This window comes from Rhizobium sp. OAE497, assembly GCF_040546565.1.
In the GTDB taxonomy this organism is placed as follows: Bacteria; Pseudomonadota; Alphaproteobacteria; order Rhizobiales; family Rhizobiaceae; genus Rhizobium.
In genome coordinates this window covers 2,523,076-2,545,820 of record NZ_JBEPOA010000001.1, presented here as the reverse complement: position 1 = coordinate 2,545,820, position 22,745 = coordinate 2,523,076, and the positions used below count along the sequence as shown (strand labels likewise).

Below are 22,745 nucleotides of genomic sequence, written 5' to 3'. Positions count from 1 at the left end.
GCCTTTCTTCTTTCAGATCGGATGACTTACCGGCGGCACTCGCCGCCGCCGATGATGCGGAAGCCGGCATTGCCTGCCTCGCAGGCGTTCGGGAAGGTCTGCTGCTGGCGGCCGCGTTCGCCGCAGACGGGACGGTATTCGCGGGTGCAGATGCCGCCGGGACGCTCGGGGCGATCCGGCCGGTCGGGCCTGCCGGGGCCACCCGGGCCGCCTGGGCCGCCGGGCCAATCGGGACGTCCGGGGCGATCGGGCTCCGGACGCGGGAAGGGCGGGGGCTCGCGGCGGCATTCGCCGCGGCCGACGATCCTGAAGCCGCTGTTGCGGGCCTGGCAGGCATTGCCGAAGGTCTGGGTGCGGCCGCCGCGCTCACCGCAGACGGGCGCATATTCCATGGTGCACATCTGAGGCTCGGGCGGGCGCGGACGCGGTGGAGGCCGCGAATAGCCCTGATCAACCTCGACGGTGCAGGCCGCCAATAGCGGAATGAGCGCCACCAGCGCCAGCCGCTTGCCTGTCTTCAGATGATTTCGGATTTTCGTCAAAACTGCTCCCCCGTGCGAAAACAAATCACAACGGGGCGAAACTAGCCGAAACGGCAAAAGCGATGAAGCCGCAAAATGCAACTTCACCGCTTCGATTTGATTGGGAATGGAACCGTCAGTCGAAGAGGCTCGAAACCGACTCTTCCTGGCTCGTGCGATTGATGGCTTCGCCGATCAGGTTGGCGGTCGTGATGACGCGGATATTGTGGGCAGACTGCACAGCCGTCGTCGGCTGGATGGAGTCGGTGATCACGAGTTCGCGCAGCTTCGACGAGGTGATGCGGGTGACCGCACCGCCGGAGAGGACGCCGTGGGTGATATAGGCCGTGACGCTGGCCGCGCCCTGAGCGAGCAGGGCATCGGCGGCGTTGCAGAGCGTGCCGCCGGAATCGACGATATCGTCGATCAGGATGCAATCCTTGCCTTCGACTTCGCCGATGATGTTCATAACTTCGGATTCGCCCGGGCGGTCGCGGCGCTTGTCCACGATCGCCAGCAGACAGTCGAGGCGCTTTGCCAGCGCGCGGGCGCGCACGACGCCGCCGACGTCAGGCGAGACGACGGTGACGTTGCTGGTGTCGTAGTTTGCCTTGATATCGCGCGTCAGAACCGGAACCGCATAGAGGTTGTCGGTCGGGATATCGAAAAAGCCCTGAATCTGGCCGGCATGCAGGTCGAGCGTCAGAACGCGATCGGCGCCGGCTTCGGTAATCAGGTTGGCGACGAGCTTTGCCGAGATCGGTGTGCGGCCGGAGGCGCGGCGATCCTGGCGGGCGTAGCCGAAATAGGGAAGGACGGCCGTGATGCGGCGTGCCGAAGACCGGCGCATCGCGTCGATCATGATCAGCAATTCCATCAGGTGGTCGTTCGTCGGGAAGGACGTCGACTGGACGAGGAAGACGTCCTCACCGCGGACGTTCTCCTGAACTTCGACGAAGATTTCCTGGTCGGCAAATCTTCTTACGCTGGCCTTGCCCAAGGACACATTGAGATAGGTGCAGATCGCTTCGGCGAGATGCCGGTTCGAATTGCCTGCGAAAACCTTCATTTTGGCCCGCCTATTGTCTGCTGATAGCCGCGCTTTTTAGCCAGCTTGCTTCTGAATGCAAGCGTAAAGGCGACACAGGGCTTGATATTTGTAAAAACCTTGTTGCTAACCGCCCTGTGATTGGCGCCAGGCGTTGAATTCGGCGATGGTTTTGGTGCCGATCTGCTGCATGACCGAGGCCGGGACGCCGGCCCAGGGGTCTTGAGCGGCAGAGGGGACCTTCTCCTCGCCCTGAATGCGGTGCAGGCGGCCGCCGCTGCTGTCGAGCACATCCCAGACATAGGTCACCGTCACATTGCCTTCGTCGGTGAAGGCGGAGAGATAGCCCTTCAGAATGTAGTCGCTGCTGTTGTCGGTGGAGCTCTTGATCGACAGGCCGTGCGAACGGGCCTCGGAGCCGAGCTGGCGCGAGAGCGGCGTGACGGCCTGAACGGGGGCGCCGATGATCGGCAGGAAGCGGACGGTGTTTCCGCGGGTCGAGCCCGACTCCACCGGATCGATGGCGGCGACCTGTTGTGCTTCTTGCTGCTGCGGCTGCTGTTGCTGGCGGTGCGGCGGCGGCGCCTGGTCGCCCATATCCTGTTCTTCGGCCTCGGCATTGGAGAGCGGCTCGCTCTCGACGGCCTCCGGGGCGCGATAGGCCTGCGGCCGCGCCGACATTGCATCGGCCTGCGCCTGCATGGTCGTCGGCGGTGCGCCGGGGCCGGGGCGGTAGGCCTGGTTATAGGCGGGGTGGTAGCCTTCCTGCGGTTCGGCTGCAAAGGCCTGGCGGGATTGCGATCCGGCCATGCGCTCGACTTCGCGCTGGGTGACCGGCGACGAGCGCGGCGGCATCGAGGAATCGCCGATATCGACGAGCGGCGTCATCGCGTCGGTCGTGTTGCAGGCGGCGAGCAGGCTGGCGAGGCATGCAAGAAGTGCTGGCGCAGTCAACGATCGCGTCATCCTTCCAGCTTTCCTTCCGTCATTTGCATCAGCCCCGCCCAGGTTTATGCGGGCGGGGATGGTCTTGTGTCAATTCCGGATTCTTGCCGGTGAAGTCTCTCAGGCGCCGAGGAAGTCCAGCGAGTGACGCGACAGGGTGCGCGGACCCTCCGCCGTCGTCAGGTAGGTCTGGCCGAGCGTCATGGCGGTTCCGCTGTCGGAATCGGCGATGATCATGTGGACGAAGAGCGACATGTTCGGCTCGATCGGCTGCGGATTGCCGACATGGAACATCTGGTGCTCCATCCAGGACGGCGAGAAGCGGGCGCCGAGCGAGTAGCCGCAGGCGTTCAGGCGGTGGCGGGCAAGGCCGCGCTCGTCCATGATCTTGGCATGCATGTCGAAGACATCGCCGAAGGTGTGGCCGGGCTTCAGCACGGTCTCGATCGCCTGCAGGTTTTCCAGGCAGGCGCTGTAGAGCTCGCGGTGGCGGTGGGTCGGCTCGCCGACGACGATCGTGCGCATCATCGCTACGTGATAGTGGGCGTAGGTGCCTGCCCATTCGATCGTCAGCTGGTCGTTGGCATCGAGCTTGCGGCGGCCGGCCTTGTAGCGGCAGAGGAGCGCGTCGGCGCCGGAGCCGATGATGTATTCATTGGCCGGATAGTCGCCGCCGCCGCTGAAGACGGCGCCCTGCATCGCAGCCAGGATGTCGGCTTCGTCAGCGCCCGGCTTGGTGAGGCGGATTGCCTGGTCGAGCGCATCGTCGGCGAGTGCGGCGGCACGTTCCACATAGGCGACTTCGGCCGGGCTCTTGATCAGGCGCAGGCGGCTGACGAGATAGGAGGCGTCGCTGATCTGGCCGAAGCTCGCAAGCTGGGCATCGAGCAGGCGGGCGACGCGGCCGGTCATGCCGTGCGTGTCATATTCGACGCCAATGCGGGCGCCGAGCAGGTCCATCTCGACCAGCAGGTTCTTGAGGTCGAGCGTCGGGTCGGCGTTGACGCGGTCGACCCAGACATGGACGTTTTCGAGGATCGAGGTGTGCTTGGCCTGGCGAAGATCGGCCGAGCGGGTGATCAGTGCCATCGTGCCATCAGCCTTGACGACCAGCGTCTGGAAGAAGCAGTAGCCGAAGGTGTCGTAACCGGTCAGCCAGTACATGCTTTCCTGCGCGAAGATGAGGAGGGCGTCGAGCTTCTCCTCGCGCATCTGGTCGGTGACGCGGGCGAGGCGGCTTGCGAATTCGCTCCGTTCGAAGTGCAGTGCCATGGTCTCAAATCTCCCTGATGCTTATCGCTGAAATCTGGCGGCCGTAATCCGGCTCGTTGTTGTGGGTGGTGCGGCGGTACGAGAAGAAGCGCTCGCTATCCGGATAGGTGCAGAGCCCGACGCTTTCGGCGCGAACGCCTGCCTTCGTCAACCGAGCGACGGTGAGGCCCGGAAGGTCGAACATCGAATGTCCGGGCTTTTCCGACGGGATAAAATACTGCGCGTAGGCAGCGTCCTGTGTGACAAAACGCTCGACGAATTCCGGGCCGACTTCGTAGCTCGCCTGGCTGATCGATGGTCCGAGGCAGGCGACGATCGCCTCGCGCCTTGCGCCCAGTTTCTCCATGGCAATGATCGTGTTTTCGAGCACGCCTGTCAGCGCGCCCTTCCAGCCGGCATGGGCGGCACCGATAACCTTGTTTTCCGGGTCGGCAAACAGGATCGGGCCGCAATCGGCGGCAAGCACGCCGAGCACGATGCCGGGTGTGGCGGTGACGAGCGCATCGGCCTGTGGGCGGTCGCCGTCGTAATCGGCATCGACGGTGACGGCGTCGGGCGAATGGATCTGGTGGACGGTCGCCAGCTTTTCGAGCGGCTGGCCGAACCAGGCGGCGACCCGCCTCCGGTTCTCGTTGACGCGGTCTCGGTCGTCGTTCGAGCCGAGGCCGACATTGAGGCCGCGATAGAGGCCTTCGGAGACGCCGCCTTCGCGGGTGAAGTAGCCATGACGGATCGCGTCGCCCGCCGCCTGTTGCAGCAGCGCGCTTTCGATCGGTGCGGGTGAAGCCGCGTTTTGCATCAGTGATTCCGGGGTGTTTAGAACGGGTTCATTGTTCACCGGATCGTCCGGTGAAGCATTGTTGATTGCGCCGGATGTTGACGCAGGGCGGCGCGCTCTGTCAATCCACCGGGCGGAAAGGCATGAGGTCGACGGCGGGATAAGAGACCGCCATGGCCTTGAAGAGTTCGCCCATCCGGCCCTCGCCGGAGCCGGCAAGGCGGTCCACGGCGCTCTGGATGATCTGCTGCGTGCGCGGTTCGCGGTCACGGCCGAGCGCGGCGGCGCGATCGAGAATACCAAGGCCGACGAGGAGATCGCCCTGATGCAGCGCACCGTTCAGATGCAGTCCGGCGCCAACGGCGGTGCGGGCAAGGTGCTCGAAATCCACATGGCTCGTCAGGTCGGCCTCACCGGGATTGGCAAGCGGCGGATCGAATTCATGCATGCGAACGGCCTGCAGCGTATCGCCGAAGCCGCTGACGAGGTGGCCGTAGTCGATCGCAAGCGCGGTGCCGCCGAAAGCCTTGAGACGCTCGCAGATGGCGAGCATCACCGACTGGCGCGCGGGCGAGAACTCAAACAGCGTGCCCGTCGGCATCGACTGGGCGCCATCCGGGAGGAGGGCGGGGTCGATGGTGGCGACACCCGCCGCGAAGACAAGCTCGTCGTCGGCGCCGAGGCCGACCATGCGCTCGCGGAAGCCGGTCTGCGTCTTGACGAACTGGCGGATCGGGATGGCGTCGAAGAGTTCGTTGGCCGCGATCAGCGTGAAACCGGGCGGTACTTCGTCAAAGTCATTGTGCCAGGCGATCTTGCCTTCATGGGCTTCCAGCGTCTGGCTCTGGACGTCGCGCAGGCGCTCGCTGGTCTCGACCAAGTGCACGCTCATGTTCTCGAAGAGCGGCGGCGCCAGGCGGGCGATGACGCGCAGCATGTCCGACATCATCGTGCCGCGGCCGGGGCCGATCTCGACGAGGCGGACACCAGCCGGTGTGCCGTGCTGCTGCCAGGCGTGGACGATAAAGACGCCGATCATCTCGCCGAAGAGCTGGCTGACTTCAGGGGCAGTGACGAAATCGCCGGAGCGGCCGAAGGGCTCGCGGACACGGTAATAGCCGTGTTCGGGATCGGCGAGGCACAGCGAGAAGTAATCGGTCACGCTGATCGGGCCGTTCGCCTGGATGATCGCCTTGATCTTTTCACCGAGTGCGGTGGTCATGGTGGTCACGTCCGGTCTGCGTTAGTTCTGCAGCGCGACCTGGCGGCGGGCGCGCACGATCGCCCAGAGGCCGAGCAGGATCATCGGGAAGGAGAGAACCATCCCCATGGTCAGCCAGCCTGTGCCGAGCAGATAGCCAAGCTGCGCATCCGGCTCGCGGAAGAATTCCACGAAGATACGCGACAGCGCATAGCCGCAGACGAAGACGCCGGAAATGAGGCCCGGCGATTTCAGGGCGCGGAAGCCGTAGATCAGAAGCGCCAGAACCGAGAGCAGCACGATGCCTTCGAGACCGGCTTCATAGAGCTGGCTTGGATGACGGGCAAAAGGACCGCCGCTCGGGAAGACAACTGCCCAGGGCACATCCGCGAGACGGCCCCAGAGTTCGCCATTGATGAAATTGGCGATGCGGCCGAAGAACAGGCCAATCGGCACGACACCGGCGACGATGTCGAATAGGCTCCAGATCGGGATGTTGTTCTTGCGGGCAAACAGGATCATGGCGAGCGTCGTGCCAGTGATGCCGCCATGGAAGGACATGCCGCCGTTCCAGATCTGGATGGCGCGGATCGGGCTCTCGATCACCGCCGGCATATCATAGAAGAGGATATAGCCGATGCGGCCGCCCAGCACGATGCCGAGGGCTGCCCAGACAACGAAGTCGTCGAGCTGCGTCTTGGTGATCGGCGAGGCGTTTGCCGGCCAGAGGCTGTCATTGCCGGCGAGGCGGCGCGCATAGAACCAGCCGAGCATGATGCCGACGACATAGGCCAGGCCATACCAGTGAATAGCGAGCGGCCCGATCGAAAATGCGATCGGATCGATATCCGGAAATGGCATGATTGCCATGAGATTGGCTGCAGTCGGCAAGGCTTTCCCACCCGTTGATGTGCGCGGACCATGGCGTTGCGATACGAGGCGGTCAAGTCGATTGTGAGGCAGGGCAGGGCGAGGCGGGCTCTTATCCAGAGCAAAGCGCTTGCATCCTTAACGGCGAAGCCCTACCTCAATTTCAGAGGCTTCGAGCCTGAAGAAACATGTCGTGCGAAGGAGAAAACCGCCATGACGACTGGAGCAAACCGCATCATGGACGAATTCGCAAAGCTGATGACCGATGCAGCCGGTGCTGCTCAGGGCGTGCGCAAGGAGGTCGAGACGGCCTTCAGCGCGCAGGCCGAGCGCTGGCTGAACAGCATGGATGTCGTCAAGCGCGAGGAATTCGAGGCCGTACGCGAGATGGCGATCAAGGCGCGCGACGAAAACGATGCGCTGCTGGCACGAGTCGCCGCTCTCGAAGCGCAGCTAGCCGCCAAGAAGAAGTAATTCCCGTTTTGCTACAAGATGTGGTGTGGCGCATTTGCGACACGCCGCATCTCAGACCAAAAAATCAGGTGCCTTTATCCACCTGTGGACACTGCCAAAAAAGCCAATGGGCAGAGTCATTTATATCCCCCTCCTGAATCCGATTTCGAGAAGCTGTCCACAGTACCTTTCGGGAAATAAGGCAACCGGGGGCTGGCTTGTCGCCGGTCTGATTATACACTGATTTTAAATGATGATTCGAACCGGACGGCGGTAAGCTCTAGGCAGGTTTTCTGCGTTAAGCCTGGGTTGCGGTTCAAGGGTCATCGAATTGGTGTTCCGGTATTTGCGTGTGTCTTTTCTTGTGTTGTGTAGACCCAAGTCAGTCGCATTCATTCCCGGTCAAGAAGGTGCTGCATGAGCCTGATGGAATTGGAATTCGAGCGTCAGTCGAACCCGGTCGATATGATCGAGTACGTCGCCGCCAATAATGACTGGGCATTTGAACGGTCAGGCGAGGACGAGATCGCGATGACGGTCGAGGGGAAGTGGGCCGATTACCACATCTCCTTTTCCTGGATGGAAGAGTTTGAAGCTCTTCATCTCGGTTGCGCCTTCGATATCAAGGTGCCGGAAAATCGCGTCAACGAAGTCACCAAGCTTCTGGCTGCCATCAATGGCCAGGTGCTGATGGGCCATTTCGACCTGTGGCGCCAGGAAGACGTGATCATCTTCCGCCAGTCGCTGCTGCTCGCAGGCGGCGCAGAGCCCACCAACCGTCAGGTCGAAGTGCTGCTTTCGAGCGCGCTCGATACCTGCGAAGCCTATTATCAGGCATTCCAGTTCGTCATCTGGTCCGGCCTCGATGCCGCCAAGGCGATGGAAGCCGTCCTTTTCGAAACCGTCGGCGAAGCGTAATTCTCATGTCCAGCGTCTCTGCAGATCCTATCGTTCTCATCGGTGCCGGCAATATGGGGGGCGCGATGCTCTCCGGCTGGCTGAAGAACGGCGTCCCCGGTTCCTCCGTGGTCGTCGTCGATCCCGGCCCGTCGCCGGCGATGATGAAGACGATCGAGGATGCAGGTGCGACGCATGTGACGGCGGCTCCCGCCGATCTCAAGGCCGGTGTCCTGTTCATCGCGGTCAAGCCGCAGGTGATGGAAGCGGTGCTGCCGCCGGTGAAGCATGCGGTCGGGCCGAACACGGTCGTGGTTTCGGTCGCTGCCGGCAAGACGCTCGGTTTCCTCGAGACGCATCTCGGCGAGGCCGCCATGGTCCGCGCCATGCCGAATACGCCTGCCATGGTCGGCCGCGGCGTCACCGGCGCTTTCGCCAATGCCAAGGTCAGCGCCGAACAGCGCGACCGCGTTCATTCTCTTCTTCGCGTATCCGGTCCTGTTGAGTGGGTTCCGGCCGAGTCCGACATCGATTCCGTTACGGCGCTGTCGGGCAGCGGCCCTGCTTACGTGTTTTATCTCGTCGAGTGCATGGCTGAGGCAGGCCGTAAACTTGGCCTGCAGGCGGACCTCGCCATGCGTCTTGCACGGGAAACGGTCGCGGGGGCTGGTGAACTTCTCCACCAGTCCCCCGACGACGCTTCCAAGCTTCGCCAGAACGTCACCTCTCCCGGCGGCACGACTGCTGCCGCACTCTCCGTGCTGATGGCCGAGAAGGGGATGCAGCCGCTGTTCGACGAGGCCCTCGAGGCCGCGCGCACGCGCGCCCAGGAACTGGCGGGCTGAGGCGGATCATGGCCGACGAAATCACCTATGCCGATTTCGAGCGCGTCGACATCCGTGTCGGCACGGTCATCGAGGCATCGCCCTTTCCGGAAGCGCGCAAGCCGGCGATCAAGCTGCTGATCGATTTTGGCCCCGAGATCGGCGTCAAGAAGTCCTCGGCGCAGATCACCGTGCACTATAATCTCGACAACCTCGTCGGCCGCCAGGTCCTCGGCGTCGTCAATTTCCCGCCACGCCAGATCGGCCCTTTCCGCTCGGAAGTGCTGACCCTCGGCTTCGAGGACGAAGCCGGCGCGATCGTGCTGGCGGCAACGGACAAGCCGGTGCCCAACGGCAAGAAGTTGATGTAACGTCGGCGCCCATTGACTGACACCTTTCCCGATAGGGTCTGGAGGGCGATCTGCGATGATGACAATGGCAAGAACTCCCAAGATCGGAGCCTTCCTCGACACAGACGAGGAGGATTTCATCACGCTATTCGAGGCGTCGGATGCGGGTGTCGTCAGCGGCCTGACGGATCAGAGACGAAAGGAGATCGAGGCGCTGGCCCGATCAACGATCGAAGAACAGGGGAAGACGCTCCCTCCAGACGCTGATCCATAAATAGCTCAGAAGCCACGCGATCAGTGAATGTCGCGCGAGACCGGGTCGGTCAGCGTGAAGGAATGGAAGGTTGCCTCGAAGCCGGCGCGTTGCGGTGAGCAGAAGGCGGGGCCGACCATTAGCTGTTCGATCGCGGGGTCGAACCAGGCAAGGCGCGCCATGCGCCATTCTTTCATGACATCGGTGCGGTACTGGATGAAAAGGGCGTCGCCGTTGCGGGTGACGCGGGCCGACATCTGCGCGAAGGCGTGGTCGATGCGGAAGGCCGACCAGTCGGAATTGCTGTTGGTGACGACTGTGCTGAAATGCATGGCGCCGTCGGTATATTCGATCCCGCATTTCATCCAGCGGCGCTCGTCGGAACGGATCATCAGGCCGGCCTGATCGTAGAGCGCTTCGTAGCGGCCGGAGAAGGTGACTTCGGCGGTGAAATCGCCCTTGCGCTGCTGATGCAGGAAATGGCCGTCATCGCGGTGGAAGCCGTAATAGGTGCCTTGCCAGAAATCGGTCTTCTCGCCGGAGCGGGCCTGCAGCGCGCCGTTGCGGATTTCCGCCGAGGGCGGCGGGTTGAGCCAGGTCATTGCCTCGAAATTGCTCATCGGAAACTCACGCGGGAACGCGGATGACGGCGCGCAGGCCGCCGAGCGGGCTGTCGGAAAGCGTGACGTTGCCGCCATGGCTGCGGGCGATGTCACGGGCGATGGCCAAGCCGAGGCCGGTGCCTGAATCATCGAGGTTGCGGGCCTCGTCGAGGCGGAAGAACGGCTTGAAGACGTCTTCGCGGTTCTTTTCGGGAATGCCGGGGCCGTCGTCATCGAAGGTCAGCGTCAGCCATTTGGAGCCATGCTTGGCCTCGATATTCAGCGAGTTGGCATAGCGGCGGGCGTTCGATGCGAGATTGGTGACCAGCCGGGTGAAGGCATTGGGGCGCACGACGATCTCGTCATCGCCTTCGATCGAATAGCTGAAGCTCTTTTCGTGCAGGGCGAAATCGGTCTCGATCTTGGCGAGCATCTCGCTGATCTTCAGTTCGCCGACATCCTCTTCGATCTCGCTGCGGGCGAAGGCCATGTAGGCTTCCAGCATCGACTGCATGTCGTTGACGTCGTCGGCCATGCCCTGCAGGTCGGGATTGTTGCCGGCCAGCGCCAATTGCAGCTTGAAGCGGGTGAGGATGGTTCTGAGGTCGTGGCTGACGCCCGTCAGCATCGCCGTGCGCTGCTCGATCTGCCGCTCGATGCGCTCGCGCATGAGGATGAAGGCAAGGCCGGCGCGGCGGACTTCGTCGGCGCCACGCGGATAGAAGTTCTCGGCCTTCTGTCCCTTGCCGAAGCTCTCGGCGGCAGCCGCCAGCGCCTGGATCGGCCTTATCTGGCCGCGCAGGAAGAGGATCGAGACGCCGATGAGCACCAGCGAGGCGCCGACCATCCAGACGATGAAAATATGGGTGTTGGACGCATAGGTTTGGTTGCGCTTGGTCAGCACACGCAGAATCTTGTCATCGAGCTTGATGCGGATTTCGACGAGACTGGAATCGCCGAGCGTATCGATCCAGAAGGGGCGCTTGATCTGGTCGTTGAGCTCATCGGAGAGGATGCCGTCGAGGATCGAGAAGAACGGCTTTTCACGCGGCGGCGGCAGGTCGCCGTCCGGCTCGATCGAGATCTGCAGCTTCATCTGCTCGCGGGCGATCTTGGTGATGGCCGTGTAGTCGGCATCCTGCGGATAGGTATCGATGATCTGGATGATCGCGGCGATGTCCTGCGTCACGGCCATCGACAGGCGCTGCGTCACCATCTGCCAGTGGCGTTCCATGAACACGGCGGCGACGACCGACTGTAAAAGCAGCATCGGCATGATGATGATCAGCAGCGAGCGGACATAGATGCCCGTCGGCAGGCGGCGGCGGAGAAAGCGCGTGAACCACTTCCAACCGGTGGCGGGCAAGCGCTCTTCGCGCCGCAGGCTTTCGAATGTCACCATCTCTGTCGCGATCCTGACGTCCGGAGCATCAATCGATGCTCAGCCTGTATCCTATACCACGAACCGTCTGGAGCCAGACAGGATTTGCCGGATCATCCTCGATCTTGCGGCGCAGACGGTTGATCTGCACGTCGATCGTGCGTTCGCCGACATCGACGTCGTCGCCGATCAGCTCGTGGCGCGGGATGGTGTCGCCGGCGCGCCGGGCAAAGAGCAGCATGATTTCCTGTTCGCGATCCGTCAGCCGGATCACTTCGGCCGCCTTCTTCAGCTCCTTGCGGGTCAGCGAGAAGGTGTAGGGGCCGAACATGATCTGCTCGATCTTCGGCGCATCCGAGGCATTGCGGCGCAGGATGTTGTTGACGCGCAGCACCAGCTCGCGCGGATCGAAGGGCTTCGACAGATAGTCGTCGGCGCCTGCTTCCAGGCCGGCGATGCGATTGTCCGACTCTGCCAGCGCTGTCAGCATGATGATCGGAACGTTCTTGATCGCCCGCAATCCGCGCGTCACGTCGATGCCGGATTCGCCGGGCATCATCACGTCCATGATGATCAGGTCGAAATCGAGCCCGGTAAGCTTGCGCTGTGCCTCGGCGCCATCGGCAGCAACGGTCACCCGGAAGCCGTTCTCGGTGAGGTAACGGTTGAGCAGTGCACGGATGCGCGTGTCGTCGTCGACGACAAGCAGATGCGCCGCATCATCAGAAATGATTGTCTTTCCCGCCATTCAGTCCGCTTTCGCTGTTTGCCTGTCCCGCATGCCCCTCAGAAATGCCTTCACGCTCTCGCGCGTTTCAAGAGAAGCATTGTCGAATGCCCTCTCAATGCGGCGCGATTGCGGCTCCGCCAGAGCAAGCGCCAGTTCGCGCCCCGTCTTTGTCGGATAAAGCTTGCGCTGGCGCCGGTCTTCCGGGCCCGCGACTTGTCTAATATAGCCTGAATCGATCAGTTGTTTGAGCACTCGGGCGAGGCTCTGTTTGGTAATCTTCAATGTATCCAGAAGATCAGCAACGGTCATGCCGGGTTCACGGTTAACAAAGTGTACCACCCGGTGATGGGCGCGTCCGAAGCCGCTTTTTTCGAGAATGGCGTCCGGATCGGAGACGAAATCGCGATAGGCGAAGAAGAACAGCTCGATGATTTCGAAGTCGATGATGCCGCTGTTTTCCATCGGCGTGGACAGCGGCTCAGGCTTGGCCGCTTTCGCGCTGGTCTGTCGTGGCGCCACGTCATTTCCCTTTCTCATCCCATGCGTTCCGGGCCGCTCTCGGCGCTCCCGGACCTTGCAGAGCTCGGACCGAGGCTCGTCTTCGCCCGAACCCGGCCAGTCTCCGCTTCCCAATACAACGCATATTTTTCCCCAGTGCGTCAGTGGATAAAACGCAATCGGGACAACAATCAACAGGCTGAGTGTACGGGGAGCCGGTGGATAGACAGTCGCCTCGCAGTAAACTTGTCCACAGAAATGCGAAAAGGCGGCCAGGCGGCCGCCTTTTCTGTTTCATTCCGGATCGCTCATCCGCCTCAGTTATAGACGTAGACGATGCGGCGGGTACCGGGATCGACCAGCACCGGGCGGTCGTTGATGCGGGTGTAGCGATATTCGTAATTCGGGACTTCCTGGAAGGTCACGTCAGCCGGAACCTCTGCACCGACGACGACATCACCGCCGAGCTGCACGGTCTGCGCCGGCGTGGTGTCGATATAGGTGCGGACTTCGGCCGGCGGCGTGATCGCATCGACGTCTCCGACCGGGCCGAGCAGCTCGTCACCGGGGCCGGGCTGCGGCTCGGCGGGAACGACGCTCGCCGTCGTCTCGTAGGTCACGACGGGGACGCCGAGGCTCGTCTGGTTCTGCTCGACGACGACAGGGGCGCCTTCATGCTGGACCTGCAGATATTCGGCATAGACCCAGCCGCGGACGCCGTTAACATCGACGCGGCACCAGCGGCTGCCCTGTATGCAGCCGTCGAGATAGGCCGACGAGCCGCGGGTGGCGATGCCGACGGAAGGGTATTGCGGGCCGGGACCGGCGCGGACATTGAGATCGTTGATGGCCGTGGCGGCCATTTCCGCATGCGCAAAGCCCGCGCTTGCAACAAGCACGGCGCCTGCCAGGAAAATGTTTCTCGTCATGGTCATTTGCATTTCTCCTTGTTTACCGGGCTGGAAACGCACCGTTCACCATCCGGTTCCAAAAGGCGTAAGCCTATTGTTTCCACCATGCCGGGAGGTTCTTTCAGGTGTTTGATTCTCAAAGGAAAAATCGGAACGGAAGGCGCTTTTCGCCGTCATAAACTGTTGTTACAGCCTGTCTCTTTGGTGTGAGGCGCCGATAAAAACTTGCTTTCGTCACTCGCCATTCAGACTATAGGGGCGGGTAGAGAACATAAGAGGCGCCAATGGGTATGCTACAGGCCGGAATCATTCCGGTGACACCGTTTCAGCAGAATTGCACCGTGCTTTTCGATCCTGACACCAAGGAGGGGGTAGTGGTCGATCCCGGCGGCGACGTCGAGACGATCGTCAAGGTGGTCGAGGAGAACGGCTTCAAGATCAAGGAAATCTGGCTGACGCATGGCCATCTCGACCATGCCGGCGGCGCCAAGGATCTCAAGGCGGCGCTGGGGATCGATATTGTCGGTCCGCACAAGGACGATCTGCCGCTGCTGCAGCGGATCGAGACACAGCAGCTGAAATACGGGATCACCGGTCTCAAGAATGTCGAGCCGGACCGCTGGCTGGAAGACGGCGACAAGGTGTCGTTCGGCAATCACGAGTTCGAGGTCTATCATACGCCGGGTCATGCGCCCGGGCATGTGATATACGTCAATCGCGCGCAGAATTTCGCCCATCTCGGCGACGTGCTGTTCAACGGTTCGATCGGGCGCACCGATCTGCCGGGCGGGGACCACGACCAGCTGATGGCTTCGATCCGCGACAAGGTGCTGCCGCTGGGGGACGATGTCGGCTTCATCTGCGGCCACGGGCCGGGGAGCCGGATCGGCGACGAGCGGCGCAACAACCCGTTCCTGCAGGGCATTTGACAAACGAAAAGCGCCGCTCGATGAGCGGCGCTTTCTTTATATCGGATCGGGCGGCGATCAGCCGGCGGTGCAGAAGTGCTCGCGGCCATCGTTGCCGATGAAGGTGCCGGTGCCCGGATCGAAGGTGCGGTAACGGTACGAGCAGTAACGCTGCCACTGCGGCGTCCAGGGCTCGATGCCGGCGCGGACCGGTGCGTAGTAACGCGGGGGAGCGCGGTAGACCGGCACGGCTTCGTATTCCGGCTCGTAAACCGGTTCTGCGTAGCGCGGCTCATCATAATAGTAGCGCGGCTGGTTGGCGTTCGCGATTGCCGAGCCGACAACGAGGCCGGTTGCGAGGCCAACGGCACCGCCGACCCAGGCGTCGTTATTGTGGTGATGGCGCCAGCTGTCGGCGGAAGCTTCGCTGACAGCGGAAAGGCTGAGAGCGGCGGCTGCGGCCGTCAGAAGAAGTGTCTTTGCGATCGTGTTCATGATCTTGTCCTACTCTCCAAGACAGCGGGAAGTGCTGCCTTTAAAACTCTTCAGGACGGCTGCGGGTTCCTGCGCCGTGATGTTGAGACGATAGTGGCGGCTATCTGAACGGATGCTGAATAACAAAACCCGGCATTTCTGCCGGGCTTCAACTCGAATTCGACGGCCTTGTTTGGGCTCAGCCAGCAATCTGAAGATTGACGGCCTTCGGTCCCTTGCCGCGGCGATCCGGCTCCGTGTCGAAGCTTACCTTCTGGTTTTCCGTCAGTCCGGCGAGGCCGGAAGCCTGAACGGCAGAAATGTGTACAAAGATATCGGCGCCACCCTTATCCGGCTTGATAAAGCCGAAGCCTTTGTCGGTATTGAAAAATTTTACAGTGCCAGTCTCGGCCATGCGTCAGGTCCTTTTCTCTCTGCCCGCCATCCACACGGGCAGCATCAATTATGCCCCTTCCGGAGCGCTAGCAGGCAGTTCTTGAATTTCGAGAAAAAGGTCCCCTCTACCTCGGCCTGTCTCTTGGTGGGATTATTCCCCATCTTGTGAGACCGGCTGACCGGAATATTAGCGTTTCCGGCGCGCACTTTCTTAAGGACTTCCCATGCTCGCAAAATGCCCGAACGCCGCGAGATTGCTGTGATTATTGGGAATTGGCAAGCAAAAGTTTTTTAACGTGTCCTCAGGAGCACAGTCGCCGCGGGTGTCCTATTTGCGCCAAAACGCAAAAAATCGCTCCGCGCGGGTGCATGATTAACGTTTTGTATCGTCTGCAATATAATTTGTGAGCAGATTTTCCCAAAAACACAACGTGAGCGGGTCTTCGGACCCACCCAAAAAAAATTCCGAATCATTCCGGCGATGTGCCGTGGATGCGGTTTCAGACCGCTTGGGCGCGGCGTCGCGACAGTTCGGGCACCACCTCGACTACAAGCATAGCGCTAAACATCAGCGCACAGCCGATATAGCCGACTGGGGGGATTGTCTCGCCAAGGATCAATGCGGCGAGCGAGGAACCGAACAGGGCTTCCGACGACAGGAAGATCGCCGCCTGCGACGGTGTCGTATATCGCTGGCCGATGATCTGCAGCACGAAGGCGACGCCGGAGGAGAAGACGCCGACATAGAGGATCTCGGGTGCTGCGCCCATGATGGCGTCGAGGCTGACGGGTTCGAACATCGCGGCGACGATGAGAGCGAGCAGGGAGGTGATGGCAAACTGCGTGGCCGACAGGGCCAAGGGGCGGCCGGTTTCCTTGACGGTCGTTCCTGCCAGCGTGATCTGGATCGCCCAGAAGCCGGCGCAGATGACGGTCAGGCCATCGCCGACCGTCAGAGCCGACAAATGTCCGCCCGACAGAAGGTAGATGCCGGCGATTGCCATGACGGCGCCCGGCCAGATGATCCAGTGCGGCGGGCGGCGCAGGAAGAGCACGGCGATGACGGGTACGAAGACCACGTAGAGACCGGTTATGAAGCTTGAATTGGTGACCGACGTCGTCTGCAGGCCGACCTGCTGGGTGGCGGCGCCGCCGAAGAGGGCAAGGCCGATCGCCAGGTAGAGGCCGAGATGGCGCCTGCTGGTCTTGACGGCAGCCTTGCGGCGCTCGAGCAGAACGAAGGGCAGGACGGCGGCCGTCGCAACGGCGAAACGCAGGCCGATGAACCAGAACGGGCTGAGTTCCTTCATCGCTGTCGACTGCGCCACGAAGCCGCCGCCCCAGATGGCAGCAGCAAGCAACAGCAACAGGTTCGCCTGAACGCGAGTCATGTCATTCCTCGATTGCGGGGAGCGCGGTGTGATGGCCGTGGTTAGCAGCTGGGTTTTGTTTCAGCAAGCGTGAATGAACACGTCAGCCGGGGCTGATGCTGCGGACTGAAATTTCCAATCTGCGATCAGCCGTCCTGATTGGCGGCGCGGGAGACGCGCAGCAGCGCGCCGTCGCTTTCGTCGGTGACCATCAGCAATGCGCCATCGGGAGCCACGGTCACGTCGCGGATGCGGCCGTAATTGCCCTCGAACAGGCGTTCCTCGGCGGTGAACTTGCCGCTTTCGTCACGCTGCATGCGCGACAGCAGCTGGAACTTCAGCGCGGCCACCAGCATGTCGCCGTCCCATTCCGGGAACATCTTGCCGCGATAGACGGCGATGGCGCCCGGCGCGATCGAGGGGTCCCAGTAGTGGAGGGGTTGCTCTAGTCCGGCCTTTTCCGTTCCTTCACCGATCTTGGCGCCGGAATAGTCACGGCCATAGGTGATGACGGGCCAGCCATAGTTCTTGCCCGGCTCTATCAGGTTGATCTCGTCGCCACCGCGGGCGCCGTGCTCGACGGTGTAGAGCTTGCCGTCGGAGCTATCGAAAGTGATGCCCTGCGGGTTGCGGTGGCCCTTAGACCAGATTTCGGGGAGCGCCTTTGCGCCGTCGCGGAAGGGGTTATCGGCGGGGATGCTGCCATCGGCATTCACATGGATGATCGAGCCGGCGTCGTCCTTGAAATCCTGCGAGCGGTCGCGGCTGCCGCGGTCGCCGACGCTGATGAACAAGCTGCCGTCGCTGGCGATGGCGATGCGGGAGCCGTACTGGATGTTGCCGCCGGTGAACTTCGCCATGGTGAAGATCGGCTTCACGTCCTCAAGCCTGCTCTCGTCGGCCGAGAGCTTTGCAGAAAAGGCTTCCGTGCCCGATCCCTTGGCATTGGCAATCGCGGCGGTGAAATAGAGGATGCGGCTTTGGGCGAAATCCGGGGCGAGCGCCACATCCATCAGGCCGCCCTGGCCGCGGGCGCTGACCTCGGGCACGCCACCAAGCGGCTCTGATGCCTTCCCGTCGCGGATGATCCTGATATTGCCGGGGCGTTCGGTGACGAGATAGGCGCCGTCGGGCATGACCTCGACCGCCCAGGGATGATCGAGCCCGGTTGCCAGCGTATCGACGCTGACCGTCACTTCCTTGGTTTGCACCCTGTCGGCGGCGAATGCCGCGCCGGCTGTTGCAAATGCGGCGCCTGCCGCCAAAGCGATGCGCAATCCCCTGAGCATGTTCATGATCTCCCCATTCTACCATCCAGGCGGGTAGGTGGCGCGCGGGGGCGATCGCTTCAACCTCATTAGGTCCCGGATAACGGCTTTGTGTTGCCGGGTTGAACGGTGCCGGTCTGGATCCTGTCGACCAGTTCGGCTTCGACGATGTAGCGCATCGGGCCGCGCTCGGTGGCGTCGAAGGGCCAGCAGGTCGTCAGCACCAGGTGGCGGCCCTCTGACGCGGCGTCGATGCCGCTTTCATCCCAGCGGGCGACACGGGCATCTGTTGCCTTGAAGGTCAGGACGGAGCCGTCGCGGCGGGTGATCTCGATATCGTCTCCGGCGCGCACATCCTTCAGCCAGCGGAAATGCGTGTCGCGGTGGGCGGCGATGACGGAGGTGCCTTCTTCGCCCGGCTGCGGCGTGTTGCTGAGCCAGGCCGGGCCGAAGGCGAGGGCTTCGCCAGTGGCGCCGGAGAGCACGATCGCCGTCTTGCCGAGGCGCGGAGCACTGACTTCGGCTTCTGTGGTGAAATCTGCCCAGGGCCAGGGCTTGGCATCCTCGCCGCGCAGCTCGGCGGCGAAGGCGCGTTTCAGCAGCACCTGCGAGAGTTCTGCCTTGCCCTTCATGTAGAAGCCGCTGGTCATCAGCGCAGTGCCGTAGAGCCCGAGGCCGAGGATGGCGACTGCGATCACCTTCTCCATCGCCGACAGGCGGGCGAGGAGGCTTTTCCGGGGCGCGTCGATCTCAAACGCCGTCGCTGCGGCATTCGCCATCATCAGCTCCAGATAGCTCGGAAGCGGTTCGAACTCGCCCGCTTCCTCGTTCCAGCTTCCGCGTTGTGCGCCGGGCATCAGCGGCCTCCCGCCAGGAAGGCGCCGCGGATGCGGCGGCGCCAGATCGCAAAGCCACCGGCAGCGGCCAGGGCTGCGAGCAACATGGTCAGGCCCTGCATGATCTGCCGGTCGGCAAGGGTTGCCGTCTGCGGCAGCTTTACCGATGCCGAGCGCTGGGCGATCAGGTTTGCTGCACCCGGTGTCGGGGCAGCGGCCATCTGGTTGGCGACGGCGGCAAATTCCATCTGCGGCTTTGCCATGGCGTGATCCGGTGCGTTGCCAGCCGGGGCAGGGGCGGGTTCGCCCATCACCTTATCGAAGTCCCAGCCGTCGGGCAGGTTGAGCGGCAGCTTGGTCGAGCTGACCGGCTGGCCATCGGGACGCGACGGCGTGACGTCGACGGCGACGAGGCTGGTGACGCGGGAGACGAGATGGTGGGCCATGGCAATCGTCTCGACATCCTTGTCGAGCGCTGCCGGATCCTGGCGCTCATAGGAGCGGGCTTCAAGATCGTCGATCTTGCGGCGCGCCCAGAGCTTGGAGAGGCCCTTACCGTCGGCGGCATTGGCGATATCCATCTCGACGCGCCAGGGCTGGGCGCCGGTCTTGCCTGATATCTGCAGCTTGCCTGATGGTTTGTCTGTCGGCAATTCGGCGGTCAGGACCACGGGCTCGCCGGTATAGAGGTCGGGCATCGGGTTCGGCGTGATGTCGCTTGCCTGCACGCCGTCGAAAGTGGCGGCTATATCGGTCATGGCCGGGTTCTGCAGCTTGGCGAAGAGTTCGCCCATGCGTGAGGCCACCTGATCGGTCGAGCCGATATGGGTAAAGGTACCGCGGCCGAGCTCGGCGGCCTTGGTCATGAAGTAGGAGTTCGGAGCCGAACCGATGCCGACTGTGAAGACGCGCGCATCGCCGCGGTTGTTGGTGATCTCCATGAACAGCTGCTGCTCGTTGCCGATCGCGCCATCCGTGAGGAAGACTACCTGGCGGAGTGCGCCATTGGCGATGGCGCCCTGATTGCGCAGCGCATCCTCAAGCGCCGGCAGCATCTCCGTGCCGCCATCGGCGGTGAGGCCGCGCACATAGGCGATCGCCTTTTCGCGATTGTCTGCTGTCGCGCCGACAAGGCCGCCGAAATAGTCGGTCATCGTGTCGTCGAAACGGATGACGTTGAAGCGGTCGTCGGGGCCGAGCCTGGAGATCGCCAGCGCCAGGCTTTCCTTGGCCTGCGCGATCGACTCGCCGGACATCGAACCGGAATTGTCGATGACGAAGACGACTTCGCGCTTCAGCGGCGCCGTAGACGCATCAGGTGTTGCGGGCGGGGTGACGAAGGCGAGCAGATAGGTCTTGCCGTTGAGGACTTCGCGGAAGAGACCCGCACTCGGCGTCTTGCCGGGGGCAGCCTTCCAGGTGAGCTCGAAATCCTTGTCGGCGGGCACGGAGTCGCCCTTCAGGCTGATGACGCGGTTCTGATCGCCATCCTGCTTGATGTCGACATCGTGGAAGGCGGATTTGACGTCGCCGAGCGGGAAGCCGGCCTTGAGGTTCACGGTGAGCGCCACAGGGTTGATTTTAGCGTTTTCGCGCGGATCGAGCACCGGTGCTTCGATTTTCTCGCGGTTCGGCACCGGATCGGACGGGACCGCGAAACCGGCGCCGTTGTTGAATTCGACGGTCTGGACCACGGGGGCCGGATTGTAGCGAGGCGCGACGACCATCGGGAAGCGCAGCGAGAACTCGCCGCCGGACTGGTGCACGGCCTGCTGATATTCGATCTGGACGACGATGGTTTCGCCGGGGCCGATATTGGCAACCTGGTTGGTGAAGATGTTCGGCCGCTGCTGTTCGAGAAGGGCGGCCTTCTTGCCTTCGGCCTTGGCCTGTTCGTAGATCTCGCGCGCTTCCTGACGCGGCTTGATCTGGCCCTCGATGAAGCGGTCGCCGATCTGCATCTTCAGTTCGTCGACGGCCGAATTCTCGGGTAGCGGGAAGACATAGGTGCCCTCGACCCAGCCCTTGCTCGGGTTCTGGAAGCGCTGGGTGACCTTGACGCGGGCGACGGGGCCCGAGACGTCCATCTGCACATCGGTCTTCAGCCGCGGCGCCTCGATGAAGAAGCCGGGCTCCTTCGACGGGAAGAGCAGGGAGCCGCTGTTGACGTCGTTCGGGCGGACGAGGCCGGCGAGCTGCTCGACTTTTTGCGGCTGCGCCTCTTCGGCGCGGGCGGCAGAGACCAGGCCTGCGGCCATCATCAGCGATGCGAAAAATGTGGTGAACGCGATCAGGAATGAAAAGGACACACGGCTGGCGCGGAGCCGCTCGGTCGCAAACTCGTCTTCCAGAAACATTGGCATACCCTCAATAACCAACTTCGGATGATCCAGATTGAGGCTTCGATCCCGGCGGGCTCACGACCGAATTGCGGCGTGCCGCGGCATTTGTTGCGGCTTATTTGCGGCAAAGGCCCGAAACGGGGAAGTTTCTGATTTTAAGGGGTAAATCCGGATGACTTCAGAAATCGATTCAAGTTCTTCGCAAAGTGATTCAGCGCATCGTTGCAAAACCGATTCCGGCACGGCTTTCAGGTGCGGCAATTGATCAATAAGAATCATCGGCGCCATCGCGCCTTTGCCCTTGAAATGCCTGTCTACATTGGACATAGACCTTAGCGCAGAATTCCGGTCCCGGCTTTCTGCCCCTTTCAACCGTATAGGACCGATATCATGGCCTTCCTTGCCGATGCTCTTTCCCGTGTGAAGCCTTCAGCCACCATCGCAGTCGCTCAGAAAGCGCGCGAGCTGAAAGCCAAAGGACGCGACGTGATCGGCCTCGGCGCTGGCGAACCGGATTTCGATACGCCTGACAATATCAAGGAAGCGGCGATCGACGCGATCCGCCGCGGCGAGACGAAGTACACGCCGATCTCCGGTATCCCGGAACTGCGCAAGGCGATCGCCGCGAAGTTCAAGCGCGAGAACAATCTCGACTATACGTGGGAGCAGACGATCGTCGGTACCGGCGGCAAGCACATCCTCTTCAACGCCTTCATGGCGACGCTGAACGCCGGCGATGAAGTCGTCATCCCGACGCCTTACTGGGTTTCCTACCCGGAGATCGTTGCGCTTTGCGGCGGCACGCCCGTCTTCGTCGCGACGACCCAGGAGAACAACTTCAAGCTCCAGGCCGCCGACCTCGAAAAGGCGATCACGCCGAAGACCAAGTGGTTCATGTTCAACTCGCCGTCCAACCCGTCGGGCGCTGCCTATACGCATGACGAGCTGAAGGCGCTGACCGACGTTCTCGTCAAGCATCCGCATGTCTGGGTTCTGACCGACGACATGTACGAGCACCTGACCTATGGCGACTTCAAGTTCGCGACGCCTGTCGAAGTCGAGCCGTCGCTTTACGACCGCACGCTGACAATGAACGGCGTCTCCAAGGCCTATGCCATGACCGGCTGGCGCATCGGCTACGCAGCCGGCCCGCTGCAGCTGATCAAGGCCATGGACATGATCCAGGGCCAGCAGACCTCGGGCACGACCTCGATTGCCCAGTGGGCCGCTGTCGAAGCATTGAACGGCCCGCAGGACTTTATCCCGGCCAACAAGAAGATCTTCGAAGGACGCCGCGATCTCGTCGTCTCGATGCTCAACCAGGCCAAGGGCATTTCCTGCCCGGTTCCGGAAGGCGCCTTCTACGTCTATCCGTCCTGCAAGGGGCTGATCGGCAAGACCGCACCGTCCGGCAAGGTCATCGAAACCGACGAAGACTTCGTGACCCAGCTGCTGGAAAGCGAAGGCGTTGCCGTCGTCCACGGCTCGGCCTTCGGCCTCGGCCCGAACTTCCGCATCTCCTACGCAACCTCCGAAGACCTGCTGGAAGAAGCTTGCCGCCGCATCCAGCGCTTCTGCGGCGCTTGCAAGTAGGCGATAGTTTTAGTTGGAATATCG

Annotated in this window: 26 protein-coding genes; 7 read left to right on the top strand and 19 right to left on the bottom strand. The window is 62.3% G+C overall.

Translation table 11 applies throughout. From position 1 onward, the window contains the following. Positions 1-26 precede the first annotated feature (26 nt). The 7 genes from ABIE40_RS13050 to lgt all read right to left on the bottom strand — a co-directional run bounded on the left by ABIE40_RS13050 (position 27) and on the right by lgt (position 6,656). Complete coding sequence (locus ABIE40_RS13050) at positions 27-533, bottom strand: Kazal-type serine protease inhibitor family protein (RefSeq protein WP_354541077.1); 507 nt, start codon at positions 531-533, stop codon at positions 27-29. Positions 534-657: 124 nt separating this feature from the next. Next, on the bottom strand, positions 658-1,590 hold the full coding sequence (locus ABIE40_RS13045) for a ribose-phosphate pyrophosphokinase (protein WP_130277841.1): 933 nt from the start codon (positions 1,588-1,590) through the stop codon (positions 658-660). Positions 1,591-1,695: 105 nt separating this feature from the next. Further along, positions 1,696-2,535 (bottom strand): hypothetical protein, encoded by an 840-nt coding sequence (locus ABIE40_RS13040; RefSeq protein ID WP_199627074.1) that lies wholly within the window; start codon positions 2,533-2,535, stop codon positions 1,696-1,698. Positions 2,536-2,634: 99 nt separating this feature from the next. Beyond that, positions 2,635-3,786, bottom strand: coding sequence for a M24 family metallopeptidase (locus ABIE40_RS13035; RefSeq protein WP_199627072.1), 1,152 nt, complete (start codon positions 3,784-3,786; stop codon positions 2,635-2,637). A 4-nt stretch (positions 3,787-3,790) separates the two neighbouring features. Next, complete coding sequence (gene pgeF, locus ABIE40_RS13030) at positions 3,791-4,585, bottom strand: peptidoglycan editing factor PgeF (protein ID WP_199627070.1); 795 nt, start codon at positions 4,583-4,585, stop codon at positions 3,791-3,793. A 100-nt stretch (positions 4,586-4,685) separates the two neighbouring features. Then, positions 4,686-5,786 (bottom strand): class I SAM-dependent methyltransferase, encoded by a 1,101-nt coding sequence (locus ABIE40_RS13025; RefSeq protein WP_199627770.1) that lies wholly within the window; start codon positions 5,784-5,786, stop codon positions 4,686-4,688. 21 nt (positions 5,787-5,807) lie between these two features. Beyond that, positions 5,808-6,656 (bottom strand): prolipoprotein diacylglyceryl transferase, encoded by an 849-nt coding sequence (gene lgt / locus ABIE40_RS13020; protein WP_199627063.1) that lies wholly within the window; start codon positions 6,654-6,656, stop codon positions 5,808-5,810. Between the two features lie 192 nt (positions 6,657-6,848). On the opposite strand from lgt, the gene ABIE40_RS13015 reads away from it, so the two are divergent. The 5 genes from ABIE40_RS13015 (at position 6,849) to ABIE40_RS12995 (ending at position 9,433) form a co-directional block, all read left to right on the top strand. Continuing rightward, positions 6,849-7,109, top strand: a complete 261-nt coding sequence (locus ABIE40_RS13015) for an accessory factor UbiK family protein (protein WP_112719316.1) — start codon at positions 6,849-6,851, stop codon at positions 7,107-7,109. A gap of 396 nt (positions 7,110-7,505) precedes the next feature. After that, complete coding sequence (locus ABIE40_RS13010; RefSeq protein ID WP_112719315.1) at positions 7,506-8,006, top strand: type III secretion system chaperone family protein; 501 nt, start codon at positions 7,506-7,508, stop codon at positions 8,004-8,006. A gap of 5 nt (positions 8,007-8,011) precedes the next feature. Beyond that, positions 8,012-8,830, top strand: coding sequence for a pyrroline-5-carboxylate reductase (gene proC, locus ABIE40_RS13005; protein WP_199627061.1), 819 nt, complete (start codon positions 8,012-8,014; stop codon positions 8,828-8,830). An 8-nt stretch (positions 8,831-8,838) separates the two neighbouring features. After that, positions 8,839-9,180, top strand: coding sequence for a tRNA-binding protein (locus ABIE40_RS13000; RefSeq protein WP_112386281.1), 342 nt, complete (start codon positions 8,839-8,841; stop codon positions 9,178-9,180). Positions 9,181-9,235: 55 nt separating this feature from the next. Continuing rightward, positions 9,236-9,433 carry a hypothetical protein gene (locus ABIE40_RS12995; RefSeq protein ID WP_112719313.1) on the top strand — a complete coding sequence of 66 codons (198 nt, stop codon included), beginning with the start codon at positions 9,236-9,238 and terminating at the stop codon, positions 9,431-9,433. Between the two features lie 20 nt (positions 9,434-9,453). Here the strand turns inward: ABIE40_RS12995 and ABIE40_RS12990 are convergent, their stop codons facing one another. The 5 genes from ABIE40_RS12990 to ABIE40_RS12970 form a co-directional block, all read right to left on the bottom strand. After that, positions 9,454-10,032, bottom strand: a complete 579-nt coding sequence (locus ABIE40_RS12990; RefSeq protein ID WP_199627059.1) for a DUF1349 domain-containing protein — start codon at positions 10,030-10,032, stop codon at positions 9,454-9,456. 7 nt (positions 10,033-10,039) lie between these two features. Continuing rightward, complete coding sequence (locus tag ABIE40_RS12985) at positions 10,040-11,416, bottom strand: ATP-binding protein (RefSeq protein WP_199627057.1); 1,377 nt, start codon at positions 11,414-11,416, stop codon at positions 10,040-10,042. Positions 11,417-11,444: 28 nt separating this feature from the next. Continuing rightward, on the bottom strand, positions 11,445-12,143 hold the full coding sequence (locus ABIE40_RS12980) for a response regulator (protein ID WP_199627055.1): 699 nt from the start codon (positions 12,141-12,143) through the stop codon (positions 11,445-11,447). Next, a complete protein-coding gene (locus ABIE40_RS12975; protein WP_112719309.1) occupies positions 12,144-12,662 on the bottom strand; it encodes a MarR family winged helix-turn-helix transcriptional regulator in 519 nt (172 codons plus the stop codon). Positions 12,663-12,940: 278 nt separating this feature from the next. Then, positions 12,941-13,558 (bottom strand): DUF1236 domain-containing protein, encoded by a 618-nt coding sequence (locus tag ABIE40_RS12970; protein WP_112719308.1) that lies wholly within the window; start codon positions 13,556-13,558, stop codon positions 12,941-12,943. A 260-nt stretch (positions 13,559-13,818) separates the two neighbouring features. Here ABIE40_RS12970 and ABIE40_RS12965 point away from each other — a divergent pair, with 260 nt between their 5' ends. After that, entirely contained in the window at positions 13,819-14,463 is a 645-nt protein-coding gene (locus ABIE40_RS12965) for an MBL fold metallo-hydrolase (RefSeq protein ID WP_130277852.1), read from the top strand. 57 nt (positions 14,464-14,520) lie between these two features. On the opposite strand, the gene ABIE40_RS12960 is transcribed toward ABIE40_RS12965, so the two are convergent. The 7 genes from ABIE40_RS12960 to ABIE40_RS12930 all read right to left on the bottom strand — a co-directional run bounded on the left by ABIE40_RS12960 (position 14,521) and on the right by ABIE40_RS12930 (position 21,455). Then, positions 14,521-14,937, bottom strand: a complete 417-nt coding sequence (locus ABIE40_RS12960) for a BA14K family protein (protein WP_112719306.1) — start codon at positions 14,935-14,937, stop codon at positions 14,521-14,523. Between the two features lie 178 nt (positions 14,938-15,115). Next, positions 15,116-15,331, bottom strand: coding sequence for a cold-shock protein (locus ABIE40_RS12955; RefSeq protein ID WP_007534130.1), 216 nt, complete (start codon positions 15,329-15,331; stop codon positions 15,116-15,118). Positions 15,332-15,812: 481 nt separating this feature from the next. Further along, positions 15,813-16,703 (bottom strand): DMT family transporter, encoded by an 891-nt coding sequence (locus ABIE40_RS12950; RefSeq protein WP_199627053.1) that lies wholly within the window; start codon positions 16,701-16,703, stop codon positions 15,813-15,815. 125 nt (positions 16,704-16,828) lie between these two features. After that, positions 16,829-17,971, bottom strand: a complete 1,143-nt coding sequence (locus ABIE40_RS12945) for a PQQ-dependent sugar dehydrogenase (RefSeq protein WP_354541076.1) — start codon at positions 17,969-17,971, stop codon at positions 16,829-16,831. Between the two features lie 68 nt (positions 17,972-18,039). After that, positions 18,040-18,807 carry a class GN sortase gene (locus ABIE40_RS12940; RefSeq protein ID WP_199627049.1) on the bottom strand — a complete coding sequence of 256 codons (768 nt, stop codon included), beginning with the start codon at positions 18,805-18,807 and terminating at the stop codon, positions 18,040-18,042. Continuing rightward, on the bottom strand, positions 18,807-21,143 hold the full coding sequence (locus tag ABIE40_RS12935) for a marine proteobacterial sortase target protein (RefSeq protein ID WP_199627047.1): 2,337 nt from the start codon (positions 21,141-21,143) through the stop codon (positions 18,807-18,809). The genes ABIE40_RS12940 and ABIE40_RS12935 overlap by 1 nt, the downstream gene beginning before the upstream one ends. Before the next feature lie 60 nt (positions 21,144-21,203). Then, complete coding sequence (locus ABIE40_RS12930; protein WP_148194718.1) at positions 21,204-21,455, bottom strand: hypothetical protein; 252 nt, start codon at positions 21,453-21,455, stop codon at positions 21,204-21,206. A gap of 63 nt (positions 21,456-21,518) precedes the next feature. Here ABIE40_RS12930 and ABIE40_RS12925 point away from each other — a divergent pair, with 63 nt between their 5' ends. Further along, positions 21,519-22,721: a pyridoxal phosphate-dependent aminotransferase gene (locus ABIE40_RS12925; protein WP_199627045.1), complete on the top strand. Its 1,203-nt coding sequence runs from the start codon at positions 21,519-21,521 to the stop codon at positions 22,719-22,721. Positions 22,722-22,745 lie beyond the last annotated feature (24 nt).